The sequence below is a fragment of the Citrobacter sp. LST-B2 genome, assembly GCF_057983045.1.
The window spans coordinates 2,226,704-2,245,318 of sequence record NZ_CP192598.1; the positions used below are offsets into that span (position 1 = coordinate 2,226,704).

Annotated in this window: 20 protein-coding genes and 1 other annotated feature; of the genes, 11 read left to right on the plus strand and 9 right to left on the minus strand. The window is 52.7% G+C overall.

Annotated features, from left to right (window positions below; all coding sequences use genetic code 11):
• Positions 1-25 precede the first annotated feature (25 nt).
• The gene (gene katE / locus ACQ0PY_RS10665) at positions 26-2,284 is read right to left on the minus strand and encodes a catalase HPII (RefSeq protein ID WP_109740192.1); all 2,259 of its coding nucleotides are present in this window, start codon (positions 2,282-2,284) and stop codon (positions 26-28) included.
• 214 nt (positions 2,285-2,498) lie between these two features.
• Between katE and cedA the strand changes: the two genes are divergently transcribed.
• Positions 2,499-2,741 (plus strand): cell division activator CedA, encoded by a 243-nt coding sequence (gene cedA, locus ACQ0PY_RS10670; protein ID WP_043000886.1) that lies wholly within the window; start codon positions 2,499-2,501, stop codon positions 2,739-2,741.
• Between the two features lie 51 nt (positions 2,742-2,792).
• Here the strand turns inward: cedA and tcyP are convergent, their stop codons facing one another.
• The 4 genes from tcyP to hxpB form a co-directional block, all read right to left on the minus strand.
• Complete coding sequence (tcyP, locus tag ACQ0PY_RS10675) at positions 2,793-4,184, minus strand: cystine/sulfocysteine:cation symporter (RefSeq protein WP_054176635.1); 1,392 nt, start codon at positions 4,182-4,184, stop codon at positions 2,793-2,795.
• A gap of 132 nt (positions 4,185-4,316) precedes the next feature.
• Positions 4,317-4,907: a metal-dependent hydrolase gene (locus ACQ0PY_RS10680; protein WP_043000884.1), complete on the minus strand. Its 591-nt coding sequence runs from the start codon at positions 4,905-4,907 to the stop codon at positions 4,317-4,319.
• A 95-nt stretch (positions 4,908-5,002) separates the two neighbouring features.
• A complete protein-coding gene (gene kduD / locus ACQ0PY_RS10685; RefSeq protein ID WP_109740193.1) occupies positions 5,003-5,764 on the minus strand; it encodes a 2-dehydro-3-deoxy-D-gluconate 5-dehydrogenase KduD in 762 nt (253 codons plus the stop codon).
• Positions 5,765-5,908: 144 nt separating this feature from the next.
• Positions 5,909-6,577 (minus strand): hexitol phosphatase HxpB, encoded by a 669-nt coding sequence (gene hxpB / locus ACQ0PY_RS10690; RefSeq protein ID WP_043000882.1) that lies wholly within the window; start codon positions 6,575-6,577, stop codon positions 5,909-5,911.
• A gap of 137 nt (positions 6,578-6,714) precedes the next feature.
• Here hxpB and ACQ0PY_RS10695 point away from each other — a divergent pair, with 137 nt between their 5' ends.
• Positions 6,715-7,251, plus strand: coding sequence for a YniB family protein (locus ACQ0PY_RS10695; RefSeq protein ID WP_043000881.1), 537 nt, complete (start codon positions 6,715-6,717; stop codon positions 7,249-7,251).
• Positions 7,252-7,459: 208 nt separating this feature from the next.
• On the opposite strand, the gene ACQ0PY_RS10700 is transcribed toward ACQ0PY_RS10695, so the two are convergent.
• The 3 genes from ACQ0PY_RS10700 to pfkB all read right to left on the minus strand — a co-directional run bounded on the left by ACQ0PY_RS10700 (position 7,460) and on the right by pfkB (position 9,749).
• Positions 7,460-8,320: a fructosamine kinase family protein gene (locus ACQ0PY_RS10700; protein ID WP_043000880.1), complete on the minus strand. Its 861-nt coding sequence runs from the start codon at positions 8,318-8,320 to the stop codon at positions 7,460-7,462.
• Positions 8,321-8,426: 106 nt separating this feature from the next.
• Positions 8,427-8,717, minus strand: coding sequence for a type V toxin-antitoxin system endoribonuclease antitoxin GhoS (gene ghoS / locus ACQ0PY_RS10705; RefSeq protein ID WP_109740194.1), 291 nt, complete (start codon positions 8,715-8,717; stop codon positions 8,427-8,429).
• A gap of 99 nt (positions 8,718-8,816) precedes the next feature.
• Positions 8,817-9,749: a 6-phosphofructokinase II gene (pfkB, locus tag ACQ0PY_RS10710; RefSeq protein ID WP_043000878.1), complete on the minus strand. Its 933-nt coding sequence runs from the start codon at positions 9,747-9,749 to the stop codon at positions 8,817-8,819.
• A 286-nt stretch (positions 9,750-10,035) separates the two neighbouring features.
• On the opposite strand from pfkB, the gene ACQ0PY_RS10715 reads away from it, so the two are divergent.
• Positions 10,036-10,794, plus strand: coding sequence for a DUF481 domain-containing protein (locus ACQ0PY_RS10715; RefSeq protein ID WP_043000877.1), 759 nt, complete (start codon positions 10,036-10,038; stop codon positions 10,792-10,794).
• 123 nt (positions 10,795-10,917) lie between these two features.
• On the opposite strand, the gene yniD is transcribed toward ACQ0PY_RS10715, so the two are convergent.
• Positions 10,918-11,025: a small membrane protein YniD gene (gene yniD, locus ACQ0PY_RS10720; RefSeq protein WP_086512613.1), complete on the minus strand. Its 108-nt coding sequence runs from the start codon at positions 11,023-11,025 to the stop codon at positions 10,918-10,920.
• Between the two features lie 366 nt (positions 11,026-11,391).
• On the opposite strand from yniD, the gene thrS reads away from it, so the two are divergent.
• From thrS to ihfA, 8 genes are all read left to right on the plus strand, one after another.
• Entirely contained in the window at positions 11,392-13,320 is a 1,929-nt protein-coding gene (thrS, locus tag ACQ0PY_RS10725) for a threonine--tRNA ligase (RefSeq protein WP_043000876.1), read from the plus strand.
• A 3-nt stretch (positions 13,321-13,323) separates the two neighbouring features.
• On the plus strand, positions 13,324-13,866 hold the full coding sequence (infC, locus tag ACQ0PY_RS10730; RefSeq protein ID WP_043000875.1) for a translation initiation factor IF-3: 543 nt from the start codon (positions 13,324-13,326) through the stop codon (positions 13,864-13,866).
• Between the two features lie 95 nt (positions 13,867-13,961).
• A complete protein-coding gene (gene rpmI / locus ACQ0PY_RS10735) occupies positions 13,962-14,159 on the plus strand; it encodes a 50S ribosomal protein L35 (protein ID WP_003030583.1) in 198 nt (65 codons plus the stop codon).
• An 88-nt stretch (positions 14,160-14,247) separates the two neighbouring features.
• Positions 14,248-14,604, plus strand: coding sequence for a 50S ribosomal protein L20 (gene rplT / locus ACQ0PY_RS10740; RefSeq protein ID WP_000124850.1), 357 nt, complete (start codon positions 14,248-14,250; stop codon positions 14,602-14,604).
• A 120-nt stretch (positions 14,605-14,724) separates the two neighbouring features.
• Positions 14,725-14,848 (plus strand) — a sequence feature (Phe leader region).
• Complete coding sequence (gene pheM, locus ACQ0PY_RS10745; RefSeq protein WP_001386830.1) at positions 14,730-14,774, plus strand: pheST operon leader peptide PheM; 45 nt, start codon at positions 14,730-14,732, stop codon at positions 14,772-14,774. Its footprint overlaps the feature before it by 45 nt.
• Before the next feature lie 62 nt (positions 14,849-14,910).
• A complete protein-coding gene (pheS, locus tag ACQ0PY_RS10750) occupies positions 14,911-15,894 on the plus strand; it encodes a phenylalanine--tRNA ligase subunit alpha (protein WP_044265459.1) in 984 nt (327 codons plus the stop codon).
• 15 nt (positions 15,895-15,909) lie between these two features.
• Positions 15,910-18,297 (plus strand): phenylalanine--tRNA ligase subunit beta, encoded by a 2,388-nt coding sequence (gene pheT, locus ACQ0PY_RS10755; protein WP_044254795.1) that lies wholly within the window; start codon positions 15,910-15,912, stop codon positions 18,295-18,297.
• 4 nt (positions 18,298-18,301) lie between these two features.
• Positions 18,302-18,601, plus strand: a complete 300-nt coding sequence (gene ihfA / locus ACQ0PY_RS10760) for an integration host factor subunit alpha (RefSeq protein ID WP_001229265.1) — start codon at positions 18,302-18,304, stop codon at positions 18,599-18,601.
• Positions 18,602-18,615: the final 14 nt, after the last annotated feature.

Here is an 18,615-nt window from a genome sequence, read left to right on the forward strand (position 1 = left end):
CCGCTTTTTTTGCCCGCGATTTGCCTCAGGCTGGTACGGCCGGGATTTTAGCCGTGCGCGACCAGACACGGTGAGCTGCCATCAATGTAAACAGCTCATCCATAAAACGGCTATCCGCATCAGCGCCTTCAACAACGCCTTCCTCTCCCTGACTGTCGATATGCAGTCGCGCTTTAAAGCGTCGTGCTTCACCGGCGAGTGCAATAGGTTTGAGATGCTTATAGGCTTCCAGCAGGTAGTACTGCGCGTCGCCGTTGTCCTCAATATCGGCGATGTCACCGCACGGCACAATAACTGCATCCACGGTGAGAGACGGTGCTCCGGCAAAAGTGGCGGCGATGGTCAGCGTTGAACCATCATCTGCGACCACCTCGCCCATGCGGGAGTAGAGCAGTTTCGCGTGGACGCCTTTCGCCTTAAGCGCCTGGAGTATTGAAAGCAGATCGGCGGATTTCACTTTTCCGTTGAGCAAAATCCCGACGACGCGGCCTTTGATATCGCCGTCCGGCACGGCATACAGACTGAGTGAAGGATCTTTCTTCAGTCCGTTCACCTCTGGCGGCGGTGCAATTTGTGTCTGTTCATCGCTTAACGCGATCCCCAGATTCTTCCCGACCGCCTGCGCGAGGTTAATGTCGATGTGCGCCAGTTGGTCGACCACCCGTTCACGGATCCAGCTACGAACAACCTTACTCAGTTCAAAGCTGAAGGCATCGATGATATGCAACTGCTCCACGGGCGTCTGGCTTGACCAGAACAGACGCGGATGGGCGTAATATTCGCCAAACGAGGGGCTACGTTCACGGATTTTGTTACCTTCGATGCGTTCCTGATATGACTCAAAGCCGCCGCGTTTCGGTCCCGGCGGCGTTTCACGCGGCCAGTTGTCATTGATGGAGTTGGGTTCATAGTTGGCCGGGTTGGTATCAATATCCTGGCGGTGCATGCCGTCACGCTGGAAGTTGTGATACGGGCAGGTCGGGCGGTTGATTGGGATTTCGTGGAAGTTAGGTCCGCCAAGACGACTAATCTGCGTATCGGTATAGGAGAACAAACGCCCCTGCAACAGCGGATCGTTCGTGAAATCAATGCCGGGAACGATATGGCCGGGATGAAAGGCGACCTGTTCGTTTTCGGCGAAGAAATTATCGGGGTTGCGGTTGAGCACCATTTTACCGACGCGCTGCACCGGAACCAGCGCTTCGGGGATCAGTTTGGTCGGATCCAGTAAGTCAAAGTCGAATTTCAACTCGTCCTCTTCCGGGATCAATTGCAGTCCCAGTTCATATTCCGGGAAATCACCGGCTTCAATGGCTTCCCACAGTTCCCGGCGATGGAAGTCCGGGTCGCGACCGGTCAGCTTCTGCGCTTCATCCCATACCAGTGAGGCTTTACCTGCCAGAGGTTTCCAGTGGAAACGAACGAAGGTGGCCTTACCCTCGGCGTTGATCAGCCGAAAAGTGTGAATGCCAAAGCCTTCCATGGTGCGATAACTGCGCGGAATGCCGCGATCGGACATCGCCCACATGACGTTATGCAGGGTTTCTGGCTGTAACGACACGTAATCCCAGAAGGTGTCATGCGCACTTTGTCCCTGCGGTATCGCCAAGTGCGGCTCCGGTTTTACCGCATGCACAAAGTCAGGAAATTTATGCGCGTCCTGAATAAAAAAGACAGGGGTATTATTGCCAACCAGATCAAAAATGCCTTCTTCGGTATAAAACTTGGTGGCAAAACCACGGATATCACGCACCGTATCCGCCGAGCCTGCGCCGCCCTGAACAGTGGAAAAACGTACGAAGACCGGGGTGATTTTATCCGGGTCAGAGAGAAAGTCGGCTTTGGTGATGTCGCTCAGATTTTTGTAGGGCTGGAAATAGCCGTGGGCTGCCGAGCCGCGCGCATGGACGATCCTCTCGGGAATGCGCTCGTGGTCAAAATGGGTGATTTTTTCGCGCAGGATGAAATCTTCAAGCAGCGTAGGACCACGACTGCCTGCACGCAATGAATTCTGGTCATCAGCAATGCGTACGCCCTGGTTAGTAGTGAGGGCAAAATTCTCGCTGCCCTTGCGTACCGTTTCCAGATCGCTCAGCTTTTTATTGCCGGTATCCGGGGCTTTCAGACTGCCGGGCGCGGTAGGTTGCGCGCCTGGAGGCGTCGGTTCAGGAACAGGGCGATACGACTCATTATCAGGAGCCAGAGAGTCCAGACCCGGTTTTGCTTCGCGCGGATCGTGCACCGGTGATTGATGTGGATGGGGATTTTTCTCATTATGCGACATTGAACTCGTCTCCATTTTTCATTGCTGAAAGGGTCGATATTTTTTTGTCAAAAACCCTCTAACTATAGTCCACTCGTGTGATCCCGCCGGGCAGAACGCGGATGGCAGCGTTGGTTGACAGGGGAAAGCGCACGCCAGGAGCAGGACGGGCGGGGGTAAAATCGGCTAAGATAGTTCTTTTCTGATTTTTGAATTTGTCTTAGTGAAGCAATTAATGATGAAACCTCTTCGCCAACAAAATCGCCCGGTTATTAGTTATGTTCCGCGTGTTGAACCTGCACCGCCCGAACATGCAATAAAAATGGACGCGTTTCGTGACGTGTGGATCTTGCGCGGGAAGTATGTCGCGTTTGTCTTAATGGGGGAGTCGTTCCAGCGCTCGCCGGCGTTCAGCGAGGCGGAATCTGCCCAGCGCTGGGCAAATCAGATTCGTCAGGAAAACGAAATAGCGGATTAATTCCGGCATAAAAAAACCGCCTCGAAGGGCGGTTTTCTGTTTTGGGGACGTTTAGTGATGCGCCAGTTCGGCGTCGTCTTCACTGTCCAGAATGGTTTTATCGGTTTGCTTCAGCCACTGGCTGGTCAGCGTACCGGCAGTCATTGACCCGCTGACGTTCAGCGCGGTACGGCCCATGTCAATCAGCGGCTCAACGGAGATGAGCAGCGCCACCAGCGTGACAGGCAGCCCCATCGCGGGCAGTACGATCAGCGCGGCGAACGTGGCACCGCCACCGACACCGGCTACCCCGGCAGAGCTGACGGTCACAATGCCGACCAGCGTCGCAATCCAGAGAGGATCCAGCGGGTTAATACCGACCGTCGGCGCCACCATAACGGCCAGCATGGCCGGATACAAACCAGCACAGCCATTCTGGCCAATCGTCGCACCAAAGGAGGCGGCGAAGCTCGCGATAGATTCCGGCACGCCCAGACGACGGGTTTGCGCTTCCACGTTCAGCGGGATAGAGGCGGCGCTGGAACGGCTGGTAAACGCGAAGGTCAGAACCGGCCACACTTTGCGGAAGTACTTGAGCGGGCTCACGCCGTTAACACCCAGCAGTACGCCGTGGACAACGAACATAATGCCGAGACCGAGATACGAGGCAATGACGAAGCTACCCAGCTTAATGATGTCCTGCAGGTTAGAACCCGCTACCACTTTAGTCATCAGCGCCAGAACGCCGTAAGGCGTTAACTGCATGACCAGGCGGACCAGTTTCATCACCCAGCTTTGCAGGGTGTCGATTGCGGTCAGCACACGTTCACCTTTCGGCGCGTCATCTTTGAGCAGTTTCAGCGCGGCGACGCCGAGGAAGGCGGCAAAAATGACCACGCTAATAATGGACGTCGGGTTCGCGCCGGTCAGATCGGCAAACGGGTTTTTCGGTACAAAGGAGAGCACCAACTGCGGGACACTGAGATCGGCCACTTTACCGACATAGTTGGTTTCAATGGCATTCAGTCGCGCCGTTTCGGCACCGCCCTGAACCAGACCTTCAGCGGTCAGGCCAAACAGATTGGTCACCAGCACACCGACCAGTGCGGCAATCAATGTGGTAAACAGCAGGGTCCCGATGGTCAGGAAGCTGATTTTCCCCAACTGTGAGGCGTTATGCAGACGGGCGACCGCGCTCAGAATCGAGGCAAATACCAGCGGCATGACGATCATTTGCAGCAGTTGCACATAGCCGTTACCAACAATGTTGAACCACTGGACGGAATCTTTCAGCACCTGGCTGTCAGAGCCATAGATGGTGTGCAGCGCAAGGCCAAAGACCACACCCATGACCAGACCGACCAGCACTTTCTTTGCCAGACTCCACTGTTTATGACGGGCTTGCGCCAGCACAAACAGCAGAATGACGAACACCACAATGTTCGCGATTAATGGAAAATTCATCCCCGTTCTCCTGATTTTATTATTCGTCCCGCTGTGTCACAGCGATCCTGTTGCCGCAAGGTTAGCAGAACTGTGACCTGGCTCTTATATTCAAATGGAATTGTTTATGCCAAAAATGATAATTTCGCTGCTTTACTGGTCGATTTGATGCTTTATAAAGCGATTGAACTGCCATTGCAGTGTATTAATCATATCGGATGACCAGCGAACTGCACTGTTCTGGGGCAAGGTCTGGGGCATCCATACCGCCCAGGCAAACAGCGCCATGCAGAGAAATCGCTCCAGTTGATTACCTTTCTGCGGGACCAGAATCGGCAGGCGAAAGCGCCAGCGACAGGGCCAGAGCAGGGGGACGCCCGCTGGGGTTAGCATATCGGCGGCGATATGGCTCAGATAGCCTATCACCATACCCTGCAAGGCATCGGCGGGGATAACCCAGCTCTCCGGCACTTTCAGGTAGAAGGTCGCCAGTAGCGCAAAGACGGCCAGCAGACTGTGAGTGAATCCGCGATGGCCGAACGCACGGGCGATCGGTTTCGAAATCCATTTTAGTCGCTGACCGAGAAATGACTTTGGGTGATCAATGTCCGGTAACAGACAGGTCAGAATAGCGGAAGGAACAATATGCCACCAGTCACCCTGTGCGAGCACGGGCGTGAGTTCCGCGTTTTTAGCAAACACCGCGCAGGCAATGGAAAAGAGGAGGTGACCTTCCGCCGTCATGATAAAACCTGATAAACTGTGAATTCGTACAGTATAGGATTTTTATACAGTGGGCGGAAGCGGTGACGTTGTAACTCTTTGTCAATAATGCGCGTTTAACGCGCTAACCAACCGCCATCGACGGCCAGCGTATAACCGTTGATGTAATCTGCTGCCTTCGAGGCGAGGAAAACGACCGGACCCTGCAGATCGTCTGGCGTTCCCCAGCGGCCCGCCGGGATACGATCGACAATCTCTTTATTGCGTTCAGCATCTTCCCGCAGTTGTTGGGTGTTGTTGGTTGTCATGTAACCGGGGGCGATAGCGTTGACGTTAATCTGATGCTGCGCCCACTCATTCGCTAACAGTCGGGTAATGCCCAGAACACCGCTCTTTGAGGCCGTATAGGACGGGACGCGAATACCGCCCTGAAACGACAGCATTGACGCGATGTTGATGATTTTTCCGCCCTGGCCCTGGGCGATGAACTGGCGTGCAACGGCCTGGGAGAGAAAGAAGAGCGACTTGAGATTCAGGTTCATCACGTCGTCCCAGTCCTTTTCAGTAAAACTGAGTGCGTCTTCGCGACGAATGATCCCGGCGTTGTTCACCAGAATGTCGATGCGACCGAATTTCTCTACCGCCTGGGCGATAACGTCCGCGATGACTGCCTGTTGGCTTAGATCGGCCTGTATGGCGAAAAAGCGGCGACCCAGCGCTTCAACTTTGGCGGCGGTGTCATGAGGGACTTTGCGGTTCACGCTGATGATATCGCAACCGGCTTGCGCCAGCGCAACCGTCATCCCTTGCCCGAGCCCGGTATCACAACCGGTGACAATGGCGACTTTACCTGTGAGACGAAATGCATCCAGAATCATAATGACCTCGGCTATCCGTTTTTATCTGTTATGTGCCTGAAAGAAGGATAGGAGAGGAACCGAAAGAATACAATATAAATGAAACGTTGTTTTAATTTTTTGACTGTTGGCAAGACGGGCAATGTGGCCATTGCCCGATCCCGGTTAGCCAAGTAAATCGGCGATGGTCAGTTCTGTGAGTGTGTTGAGCCTGACGTCAGCGAGGATATAGCGCGGATCGTGTCGCACCTCTTTGTCCGGTACGACAATGGAGCGCATCCGTGCGGCTTTCGATGCCACCATACCGTTGACGGAATCTTCCAGCGCTACACAACATAACGGGTCGACGCCCAGTTTCGCCGCGCAGTCGATGTAAACCTGGGGATGTGGCTTGCTGTAGGGTAGTTTCTCCGCTGAAGCGATAGCGTCAAAGCTCTCCCGCAGGTCGAACATCGCCAGTACTTTTTCCAGCATATGCAGAGGGGATGCTGACGCCAGTCCGACTTTCAAACCTTGCGCTTTACACAACGCGACCGCTTCTTTGACGCCCGGTAATAGCGGACGCGTCTCTTCAACCAGCGTGATGGCACGGGTAATGACGCGATCGGTGACCTCCTGGCGGCTCGGCCCGTTCCACGGCTGCTGAGCAAACCAGAGATCGACAACCATATCGATGCGCAGTCCCAGCGTATCCGGGAGTTCGTGACGACGAGTGATATCGACGCCGATGCTGGACAGCACGTCCAGTTCAGCCCGATCCCACAGCGGCTCGGAATCAATCAGCAATCCATCCATATCGAATATGGCCGCAAGAATTTGACGCGGGGTTGACATTACAACCTCTCCTGTTGAGCATTAAATGTAGGGTATTCAGCGTTAGCCGCTATCATAACGTTTTTAAAGATCGGGCGAAAAGGGTTATCAGCAGGTAGACTTAAGCCAAAACGACGCGTCTTCATCAAGGGGAACTCATGACGTATCAACAAGCTGGACGCATTGCAGTGTTAAAAAGGATCTTAGGATGGGTGATATTTATCCCGGCGCTTCTCTCCACGCTGATTTCAGCCCTGAAATTTATGTACGCGCACAGCGAAAAGCAGGAAGGGATTAACGCGGTGATGCTCGATTTTGCCCACGTCATGATCGACATGATGCGAGTGAATACCCCGTTTCTGAACCTCTTCTGGTACAACTCGCCGACGCCGGATTTCCAGAATAGCCTGAACATTCTGTTCTGGCTGATTTTTGCGCTGATTTTTATCGGGCTGGCGATGCAGGATTCCGGCGCGCGCATGAGCCGCCAGGCGCGGTTTTTACGTGAAGGCGTTGAAGACCAGTTGATTCTGGAGAAAGCCAAGGGCAGCGAAGGGTTGTCACGCGAGCAGATCGAGTCACGGATCGTGGTGCCGCATCACACGATTTTTCTGCAGTTTTTCCCGCTCTACATCCTGCCGGTGATTATCATCATTGCCGGCTATGTGTTTTTTTCCCTGCTGGGATTTGTCTGAACAAAAAGGCCGCCATCCGGCGGTCTTTGAGAGTGATGACAAACCTCGTTCCGTTACCGGACAAGCCGAGAGCGCCTGATTATAAACGAGGAAAATCAATTCATTGATTTTCGGCTGATAACCACAAAGAAGGAAAAACCACGTTTTTTCCTTCTTTGTTAGCGGTCTGAAAGGCCGCCATCCGGCGGCCAATTGATGTTAACCATGATTACGCCGCGAGTAGTCTGTCCATTGCCTTCTGCGCAATCACCAGGTGCTGGCCGCCAAACAGTCTTGCCCGGTTGAGCAAGGTATACAGTTGATATACCGGTTGCCGGTCGAGAAAATCTAACGGCAGCGGCGACACTGACTGATAACCATCATAAATTTGCGGCGGCTGTTCAGTATGCAGCGGCAACATCGCCAGGTCACACTCTCTGTCTCCCCAGTAACAGGCTGGGTCAAACAGATACGGACCGTCTGGCCCGAGCGCGCAGTTCCCGGACCACAGATCGCCATGTAATAAAGAAGGTTGTGGCTGGTGGGAGGCGAGACGCTGTTGCACGTGCTCGACGATGGCGTCGATATTACCAAAGGCAATCCCTTTTTCCGCCGCCAGTTCGAGTTGCCAGCCAATGCGCTGTTCGGCGAAGAAGGTAGACCAGCGGCGCTGCCAGGCATTGGGTTGCGGCGTGGTCGAGAGCGCGTTATCGAAGTCCAGCCCAAACTGCGGCTGATCGCTCCATTCATGCAGGTGGGCAAGCTGCTGCCCCAGAATAAATGCACTGTGCGCATCCAGGGGGCGGGGAGGGAGATAATCCATCACCAGAAAGCTGTAATCACGATCCGCACCCACCGCCCACACTTTGGGGACCGTCACCGTATGGCTGCGTGATAACAGTTCTAATTGGTCGGCTTCAGCCGTGAAGCCTGGAAGCAGTTCTCGCTCATCACATTTAACGAAGAAATCGCGTCCCGCATAGCGTAAATGCCACGCGGCATGAATTTCTCCGCCAGGCAGTTCGTTACGCAGTTCGATTTCGCCTTCACCGAGTTGCTCGCTTAAAAGACGACTGATAGCCTGCCACATGATGTCTCTCCCCATGTTGTCTGCCAGATCATAAGGTTAGCGCAAAGATGCGGTAAAAAAACACGAACTAACGCACACCGTGGACGTGTTTTCGTGGTAATGGCATTTATTGTCTGCTGAGATCCCACTCGTCCCAGGTCACCACGCTGACCTCCGGCATTTTATCTAACGCACTTTCAGCCAGTCCCGCGGCCAGAGCTTTGACCTCGTCCGGACTCTGGGCGCTAATCAACCCAAAGGTATTGGTTCCCAGTTCATGCACATTACCGTCATCATCCGTAAGAGTGAGTAGAAAACCGGCACGGGTAAGATGATTATTCAGTTCATTTATTTCCGTTAAGGAGTCCTCGTGGAACGTGATAGTAACAACATATCGGGTGATTTCCCCACTGGCCATTTGACACCCCTTTGTAATCTCATGAGTTTGTAGCATAGACGGTGAACGCGTAAGCCGACAGGTTTACGCAAAATTCCCCCTCGAAGAGAGGGGGGTTCATTATGGCTGGCTAAGGTAAGCGTAGATTTTTTGTGTATCGTCATGGGAGCACAGGCGTGTTCCCTGGTTGAGGGTCGCGGCGCTACCGGCCGCCACGCCGAAGCGCACCATATCGTCAAGCGAGGCGCCTTCAGCCAGTTTGAGGGTCATTGCTCCCACCATACTGTCGCCCGCGCCCACGGTGCTCTGGCTTTTGACCGGCGGCGGCACAACCTGTACACAGGTTTTACTGTCCACGCCCAGTGCGCCCTGAGGACCGAGCGAGACGACGACGCGCTGTGCCTTGCCGCTGCGGACAATTTCCTGTGCCGCGTTGCGCACGTCATCAGGTTGCGTCAGTTCGCGATTAACCAGGGCACTGAGTTCTTTCTGATTGGGTTTAACCAGTTCGATATTGCCAATCGCTAACGCGGCCGTCAGCGCCTCGCCGGAGCTGTCAATGATGCAACGGATCCCCTGTTTCTGCGCGGCGGTAATTAACTGGCTGAGTTTTTCAACGTTAACGCCTGGCGGCAGACTACCGCTGATCACCAGAATGGCACCGGACTCGATCTCCAGAACCTGCTCTTCTATCTGGCGAAACTCATCGTCATTCAGAGCCGCGCCGGGCATCACAAAGCGATACTGTTCTCCGCTGGATTCGACATGAACGTGCAGGTTCTGACGCGTCCAGTCTTTTGCATCAATGGTTGCGACCGGAACGTTTTCGTCAGCGAGCAGGGTCACCAGGTGTTCACCGGTTGCCCCCCCGACGGGGAAAATAGCGGTTGCCGTTCCGCCCAGATGGGCGATGGCGCGAGCGACATTTATGCCACCGCCGCCAGGCTCAAATACCGGGGCAGTACAGCGGAGTTTCCCTTCGGGATAGATTTGCGGAGTGATCGTTGCGCTATCGAGAGAGGGCGCAAGCGTCAACGTATAGATACGTACCATCGTTACCTCCTGTTAGGCTATGTTCAGTCTGGCACCGAATAGCCCTAAAGTGAAGTCATTAACAATATGATTAATTAAAGTTTATTTATTTAATTTACCGTAAGGATATATAAATATTTAATTGTTTTGAGAGCTCTCTTATTCAAAAAATGAAATAAGAATTCATTGCTATGTTATTCGAGCCTTTTTATAATTTGTTACCTTTCCTGGGGCGTTTGTCATTGATCCCTCTGAAAGTTTCCGGGACCGTAATGGTCTCTTTTTTTGTTGTACGGACTCTTTATAAATGAAGCTTTTAAAGACAGTTCCCGCTGCCGTTCTGCTGGCGGGGGGCATGTTTGCGTCGATGTATGCAACTGCCGATGATTCCGTTTTTACTGTCATGGATGACCCCTCAAGTGCGAAGAAACCCTTCGAAGGCAATCTTAATGCCGGTTATCTTGCGCAGTCAGGCAACACGAAAAGTTCTTCTTTGACCGCGGACACGACCATGACCTGGTACGGCCAAACAACGGCCTGGTCACTGTGGGGGAACGCGAGCAACACTTCTTCCAATGATGAACGCTCTTCAGAGAAATATGCGGTTGGCGGTCGTAGTCGTTACAACGTGACCGATTATGACTATCTTTTTGGCCAGGCGAGTTGGCTGACGGACCGTTATAACGGCTACCGTGAGCGCGACGTGTTCACTGCCGGTTATGGTCGCCAGTTCCTTAACGGTCCCGTACACAGTTTCCGTTTTGAATTCGGTCCGGGCGTACGGTACGACGAACATACGGATGGCACGACGGAAACGCAGCCGCTGGGCTATGCCTCTGGCGCGTATGCCTGGCAGATTTCAGACAACACCAAATTTACGCAAGGCGTGTCGGTGTTCGGTGCTGAAGATACGACGCTGAACTCCGAGACGGCGCTGAATGTGGCAATCAATGAGCACTTTGGTTTGAAGGTGGCGTACAACGTGACGTGGAACTCCGAACCGCCGGAAACGGCACCGGAGCATACGGACAGACGTACTACCGTCTCTCTGGGCTACCGGATGTAAACTGAGGCCAGACTGTTCGCCAGTCTGGCTTTTTTATTACGGTGTCTGACGTCGATTTACCCGTCAGCGCTTTTGTCCAGAATGTGCACGCTGCCTGAATCACGACGGCGCAGCGTTTCACGGCTATCCCCAAATCATTGCCGCCCAGCGTAGCAATAACATTGCGCCACAGATGACGATCAGGACGACCACCATTTTCCAGTGTTTTTTGGCGAAGCGATTTGATGGCATCATTTATATCCTGTCGATTTCAGACGGTTAATCCTAGTGTAACAAAACTGTCAGCCAGTCAGTGAATGGATATTCATCCTGTCTCCAGGACAATCCTTCAGGGCAGGTGAGAGGAGGAGGCGAAAAACGCTTGCTGACGTCATGATCCAGCCCAATATAAAACAGAAGGGTGCATTCTCCCTTTTTTTAGTGTTACCATCGGTCGACCACATTGCCGCGCTTGCGTAGCGAAAGCGGATGTGTACCAGATTGTGCGCCAATTTAGCAATTGTTGGTTAGATGGCTGCACAACTAATTGTAAACAAATAAATTTTCTCTTTGTATGTGATCTTGCGTATGGGTCACCACTGCAAATAAGGACATAACATGCCTGTTATTACTCTTCCTGATGGCAGTCAACGCCATTACGACCACGCTGTAAGCCCTATGGATGTTGCGCTGGACATTGGTCCAGGTCTGGCGAAAGCCACCCTTGCTGGCCGTGTTAATGGCGAGCTGGTTGATGCTTCTGACCTGATCGAAAATGATGCGACGCTCTCTATCATCACCGCAAAAGATGAAGAAGGGCTGGAGATTATTCGTCACTCCTGCGCGCACCTGTTAGGTCATGCGATCAAACAACTTTGGCCGAATACCAAAATGGCTATCGGTCCGGTTGTCGACAACGGCTTCTACTATGACGTAGACCTTGACCGTACGTTGACCCAGGAAGATATCGATGCGCTCGAGAAGCGGATGCACGAGCTCGCTGAGAAAAATTACGACGTCATTAAGAAGAAAGTCAGCTGGCACGAAGCGCGTGAAACCTTCGTGAAGCGTGGCGAGATCTATAAAGTCTCCATTCTTGATGAAAACATTGCCCATGATGACAAACCTGGTTTGTATCATCATGAAGAATATGTCGACATGTGCCGCGGTCCGCACGTGCCGAATATGCGCTTCTGCCATCACTTTAAACTGATGAAAACCGCAGGCGCGTACTGGCGCGGCGACAGCGACAATAAGATGTTGCAGCGTATCTACGGAACGGCCTGGGCAGATAAAAAGGCCCTCAGCGCTTATCTGCAACGTCTGGAAGAAGCGGCAAAACGTGACCACCGTAAAATTGGTAAGCAGCTTGACCTGTATCACATGCAGGAAGAAGCGCCGGGTATGGTGTTCTGGCATAACGACGGCTGGACTATTTTCCGCGAACTGGAAGTCTTTGTGCGTTCCAAGCTCAAAGAGTATCAGTATCAGGAAGTGAAAGGGCCGTTCATGATGGACCGCGTGCTGTGGGAAAAAACCGGGCACTGGGACAACTACAAAGATGCGATGTTCACCACCTCTTCAGAGAACCGTGAATACTGCATCAAGCCGATGAACTGTCCGGGTCACGTACAGATCTTTAATCAGGGCCTGAAATCCTACCGCGACCTGCCGCTGCGTATGGCAGAGTTTGGTAGCTGCCACCGTAACGAGCCGTCAGGCGCGTTGCATGGTCTGATGCGTGTACGCGGCTTCACCCAGGATGATGCGCATATCTTCTGTACTGAAGAGCAAATCCGCGATGAAGTTAACGCCTGCATCCGTATGGTCTACGATATGTACAGCACATTTGGCTTCGAGAAAATCGTTGTCAAACTCTCCACTCGCCCCGAAAAACGTATCGGTAGCGACGAAATGTGGGATCGTGCTGAGGCGGACCTGGCCGTTGCGCTGGAAGAAAACAATATCCCATTTGAATATCAACTGGGTGAAGGCGCCTTCTACGGTCCGAAAATTGAATTTACCCTGTATGACTGCCTCGATCGCGCATGGCAGTGCGGTACAGTACAGCTGGACTTCTCCCTGCCGTCTCGTCTGAGCGCCTCCTATGTGGGCGAAAACAATGAGCGTCAGGTACCGGTAATGATTCACCGCGCAATTCTTGGGTCTATGGAACGTTTTATCGGTATCCTGACTGAAGAGTTCGCAGGCTTCTTCCCGACCTGGCTTGCGCCGGTTCAGGTAGTGGTGATGAACATTACTGATTCACAGTCTGAATACGTTAACGAATTGACGCAGAAACTTCAAAATGCGGGCATTCGTGTAAAAGCAGACTTGAGAAATGAGAAGATAGGCTTTAAAATCCGCGAGCACACTTTACGTCGTGTCCCTTATATGTTGGTCTGTGGTGATAAAGAAGTGGAAGCAGGCAAAGTTGCCGTTCGCACTCGCCGCGGGAAAGACCTGGGCAGCCTTGACGTAAGTGAAGTGATTGAGAAGCTGCAACAAGAGATTCGCAGCCGCAGTCTTCAACAACTGGAGGAATAAGGTATTAAAGGCGGAAAACGAGTTCAAACGGCACGTCCGAATCGTATCAATGGCGAGATTCGCGCCCAGGAAGTTCGCTTAACAGGTCTGGAAGGCGAGCAGCTGGGTATTGTGAGTCTGAGAGAAGCAATCGAAAAAGCTGAAGAGGCTGGAGTAGATTTAGTTGAAATCAGCCCTAACGCCGAACCGCCAGTTTGTCGTATCATGGACTACGGCAAGTTCCTTTATGAAAAGAGTAAGTCTTCTAAGGAACAGAAGAAAAAGCAAAAAGTTATCCAGGTTAAGGAAATTAAATTCCGTCCTGGTACCGACGATGGCGATTATCAGGTAAAACTCCGCAGCCTGATTCGCTTTCTGGAAGATGGCGATAAGGCCAAGATCACACTGCGTTTCCGCGGTCGTGAGATGGCCCACCAACAGATTGGTATGGAAGTGCTGACGCGCGTTCGTGACGATCTGAGTGAACTGGCAGTAGTCGAATCCTTCCCAACGAAGATCGAAGGCCGCCAGATGATCATGGTGCTCGCTCCCAAGAAGAAACAGTAGGCCTTCAAGTAGTATTTCCTGTGAAGCCTTTGGGCTTCACAGGTTTTGCTCGCCTGGGTTTCATTTATTAACAATGCGAAGTGGAAGTTATTAAAATGCCAAAAATTAAGACCGTACGCGGTGCTGCTAAGCGCTTCAAAAAAACCGGTGGTGGTGGATTTAAGCGTAAGCACGCAAACCTGCGTCATATTCTGACCAAAAAATCAACTAAGCGTAAACGTCACCTGCGTCCAAAAGGCCTTGTTTCTAAAGGCGATCTGGGTCTGGTTATCGCGTGCCTGCCGTACGCATAAGCCGTTAACGTTTTTTTAAATTTTTAATGCCCAACCGATTTCACTGTGGTGAAAGGGGGGCAAATCAGAATAGATACAGGAGAGCACTATGGCTCGCGTAAAACGTGGTGTAATTGCACGCGCACGTCACAAGAAAATTTTGAAACAAGCCAAAGGTTACTACGGTGCGCGTTCTCGCGTATACCGCGTTGCCTTCCAGGCCGTCATCAAAGCAGGTCAGTATGCTTACCGTGACCGTCGTCAACGTAAGCGTCAGTTCCGTCAACTGTGGATTGCGCGTATCAACGCAGCAGCACGTCAGAACGGTATTTCTTACAGCAAATTCATCAACGGCCTGAAAAAAGCCTCTGTTGAAATCGACCGTAAGATCCTGGCTGACATCGCCGTATTCGACAAAGTAGCGTTCACCGCTCTGGTCGAAAAAGCGAAAGCAGCTCTGGCATAAGCCAGTGAAAAGAGGGAGCCTGGCTCCCTCTCTTTTATTTGTTGTTCCGTCAATAAGTTGACAATTGATCCGTAACCCTTTTCAATAAAGGTTCTCCGGTTTTTACCACACAAGGTAACGCAAGCATGAATGCTGCTATTTTCCGCTTCTTTTTTTACTTTAGCACCTGACTTCGGGAGGCTAGCGCGTGAAAGAAGAAACGAAAAACAGCGCAAAAAAGCCTCCTGATGGAGGCTTTTTTTGTGCCCGAAATCGAGAGATTACGTTCAACGAACCGGTGTCTTCACCGACACAATGAGGAAAACCATGTCACATCTCGCAGAACTGGTAGCCAGTGCGAAGGCGGCCATTAACCAGGCGTCAGATGTTGCCGCGTTAGACAATGTGCGCGTCGAATATTTGGGCAAAAAAGGGCACCTGACCCTTCAGATGACGACGCTGCGCGAGCTGCCAGCTGAAGAACGTCCTGCCGCCGGTGCGGTGATTAACGAAGCGAAAGAGCAGGTACAGCAGGCACTCAACGCGCGTAAGGCAGATCTGGAAAACGCCGCGCTGAATGCGCGTCTGGCAGCGGAAACCATCGACGTTTCTTTGCCGGGGCGTCGCATTGAAAATGGCGGTCTGCATCCGGTCACCCGTACCATCGATCGCATTGAAAGCTTCTTTGGCGAGCTTGGCTTTACCGTGGCGACCGGCCCGGAAATCGAAGATGACTACCACAACTTCGATGCGCTGAATATTCCTGGTCACCACCCGGCTCGCGCCGATCACGACACCTTCTGGTTTGATGCAACGCGTCTGCTGCGTACCCAGACATCCGGCGTACAGATCCGTACCATGAAAGATCAGCAGCCGCCGATTCGCATTATCGCGCCGGGTCGCGTGTATCGTAACGACTACGATCAGACGCACACCCCGATGTTCCATCAGATGGAAGGCCTGATTGTGGATACCAACATCAGCTTTACCAATCTGAAAGGGACGCTGCATGACTTCCTGCGTAACTTCTTTGAAGAAGATTTGCAGATTCGTTTCCGTCCTTCCTATTTCCCGTTTACTGAGCCGTCTGCCGAAGTGGACGTGATGGGTAAAAACGGTAAATGGCTGGAAGTGCTGGGCTGCGGCATGGTGCATCCGAACGTTCTGCGTAACGTTGGTATCGACCCGGAAATCTACTCAGGTTTCGCATTTGGGATGGGGATGGAGCGTCTAACCATGTTGCGTTACGGTGTGACTGACCTGCGAGCGTTCTTCGAAAACGATCTGCGTTTCCTCAAACAGTTTAAATAAAGGCAGGATAAAACAATGAAATTCAGTGAACTGTGGTTACGCGAGTGGGTTAACCCGGCTATCGATAGCGACGCGCTGTCGAATCAAATCACCATGGCAGGCCTGGAAGTTGACGGTGTTGAAGCGGTTGCCGGTGCATTTAATGGCGTCGTCGTGGGTGAAGTGGTTGAATGCGGCCAGCATCCGAATGCGGACAAACTGCGCGTGACGAAAGTGAATGTCGGTGGTGAGCGTCTGCTGGACATCGTCTGCGGCGCGCCAAACTGCCGTCAGGGGCTGAAAGTGGCGGTTGCCACCATCGGTGCCGTTCTGCCGGGCGATTTCAAAATTAAAGCCGCTAAGCTGCGTGGCGAGCCGTCTGAAGGCATGCTGTGCTCCTTCTCCGAGCTGGGGATTTCCGACGATCACAGCGGCATTATTGAACTGCCGGCCGATGCGCCGATCGGTACCGACATCCGCGAATACCTGAAGCTTGATGACAACACCATTGAGATCAGCGTGACCCCTAACCGTGCTGACTGCTTAGGCATCATCGGTGTCGCCCGTGACGTGGCTGTGCTGAACAAAGCGCCGCTGGTTGAGCCGGAAATCACGCCGGTAGCAGCAACCATCACTGATGTTCTGCCGATTACCGTAGACGCCACCGACGCCTGCCCGCGCTATCTGGGTCGCGTCGTCAAAGGCATCAATGTGAAAGCGCCAACCCCGCTGTGGATGAAAGAAAAACTGCGCCGTTGCGGTATCCGCTCCATTGATGCCGTGGTTGACGTGACCAACTATGTATTGCTTGAGCTGGGTCAGCCGATGCACGCCTTTGATAAAGACCGCATTGAAGGCGGGATTGTCGTGCGCATGGCGAAAGAGGGCGAAACGCTGGTACTGCTTGATGGCACAGAAGCAAAGCTTAACGCTGATACGTTGGTGATTGCCGATCATCATAAAGCGCTGGCGATGGGCGGTATCTTCGGTGGTGAGCATTCTGGCGTGAATGATGAAACGCAAAATGTGCTGCTGGAATGCGCTTTCTTCAGCCCACTGTCAATTACCGGTCGCGCACGTCGTCATGGTCTGCATACCGATGCGTCTCACCGTTATGAGCGCGGTGTGGATCCGGCTCTGCAGTACAAAGCGATGGAACGTGCTACCCGTTTGCTGATTGACATCTGCGGCGGCGAAGCTGGTCCGATCATTGATGTGACGGATGAAACCACGCTGCCGAAGCGCGCGACCATTACGCTGCGTCGCAGCAAGCTGGATCGTCTGATTGGCCATCACATTGCCGATGCACAGGTCAGCGATATCCTGCGCCGTTTGGGCTGTGAAGTGACCGAAGGTCAAGGCGAGTGGCAAGCCGTTGCGCCAAGTTGGCGCTTCGACATGGAAATTGAAGAAGACCTGGTTGAAGAAGTCGCCCGCGTGTATGGCTACGACAACATCCCTGATGAACCGATCCAGGCGGGTCTGATTATGGGGACGCACCGTGAAGCGAATTTGTCGCTGAAGCGTGTGAAAACGCTATTGAATGACAAAGGCTACCAGGAAGTCATTACTTACAGCTTTGTTGACCCGAAAGTGCAGCAGTTGCTCCATCCGGGTGAAGAGGCGCTGCTGCTGCCAAGCCCGATCTCCAGTGAAATGTCGGCAATGCGTCTGTCGTTGTGGACGGGGTTACTGGCAACGGTGGTCTATAACCAGAATCGTCAACAGAACCGCGTACGTATTTTTGAAAGTGGGCTGCGTTTTGTACCGGATACCCAGGCCAATCTGGGCATTCGTCAGGATCTGATGCTGGCGGGGGTTATTTGCGGTAACCGCTATGATGAGCACTGGGATCTGGCAAAAGAGACCGTTGATTTCTATGATTTGAAGGGCGATCTGGAAGCGGTGTTGGATCTGACCGGTAAACTCGGTGACATTCAGTTCAGAGCAGAAGCCAATCCGGCACTGCATCCGGGACAGTCAGCCGCGATTTATCTGAAAGGTGAACGCATTGGTTTCATTGGTGTTGTTCATCCTGAGCTGGAACGTAAGCTGGATCTCAATGGCCGTACTCTGGTGTTCGAACTGGAGTGGAACAAGCTCGCAGACCGCGTGGTGCCTCAGGCGCGCGAGATTTCACGCTTCCCGGCGAACCGTCGCGACATCGCTGTGGTCGTCGCCGAAAACGTTCCCGCTGCTGATATTTTATCCGAGTGTAAGAAAGTTGGCGTAAATCAGGTAGTTGGCGTAAACTTATTTGACGTGTACCGTGGTAAGGGTGTTGCGGAGGGGTATAAGAGCCTCGCCATTAGCCTGATCCTTCAGGATACCAGCCGTACACTCGAAGAAGAGGAGATTGCCGCTACCGTCGCCAAATGTGTAGAGGCATTAAAAGAGCGATTCCAGGCATCATTGAGGGATTGAACCTATGGCGCTTACAAAAGCTGAAATGTCAGAATATCTGTTTGATAAGCTTGGGCTTAGCAAGCGGGATGCCAAAGAACTGGTCGAACTGTTTTTCGAAGAGATCCGTCGTGCTCTGGAAAACGGTGAGCAGGTAAAACTCTCTGGTTTTGGTAACTTCGATCTGCGTGATAAGAATCAACGTCCGGGACGTAACCCGAAAACGGGCGAAGATATTCCCATTACAGCACGGCGCGTGGTGACCTTCAGACCCGGACAGAAGTTAAAGAGCCGAGTCGAAAACGCTTCGCCCAAAGATGAGTAATCAGATCTAACCAA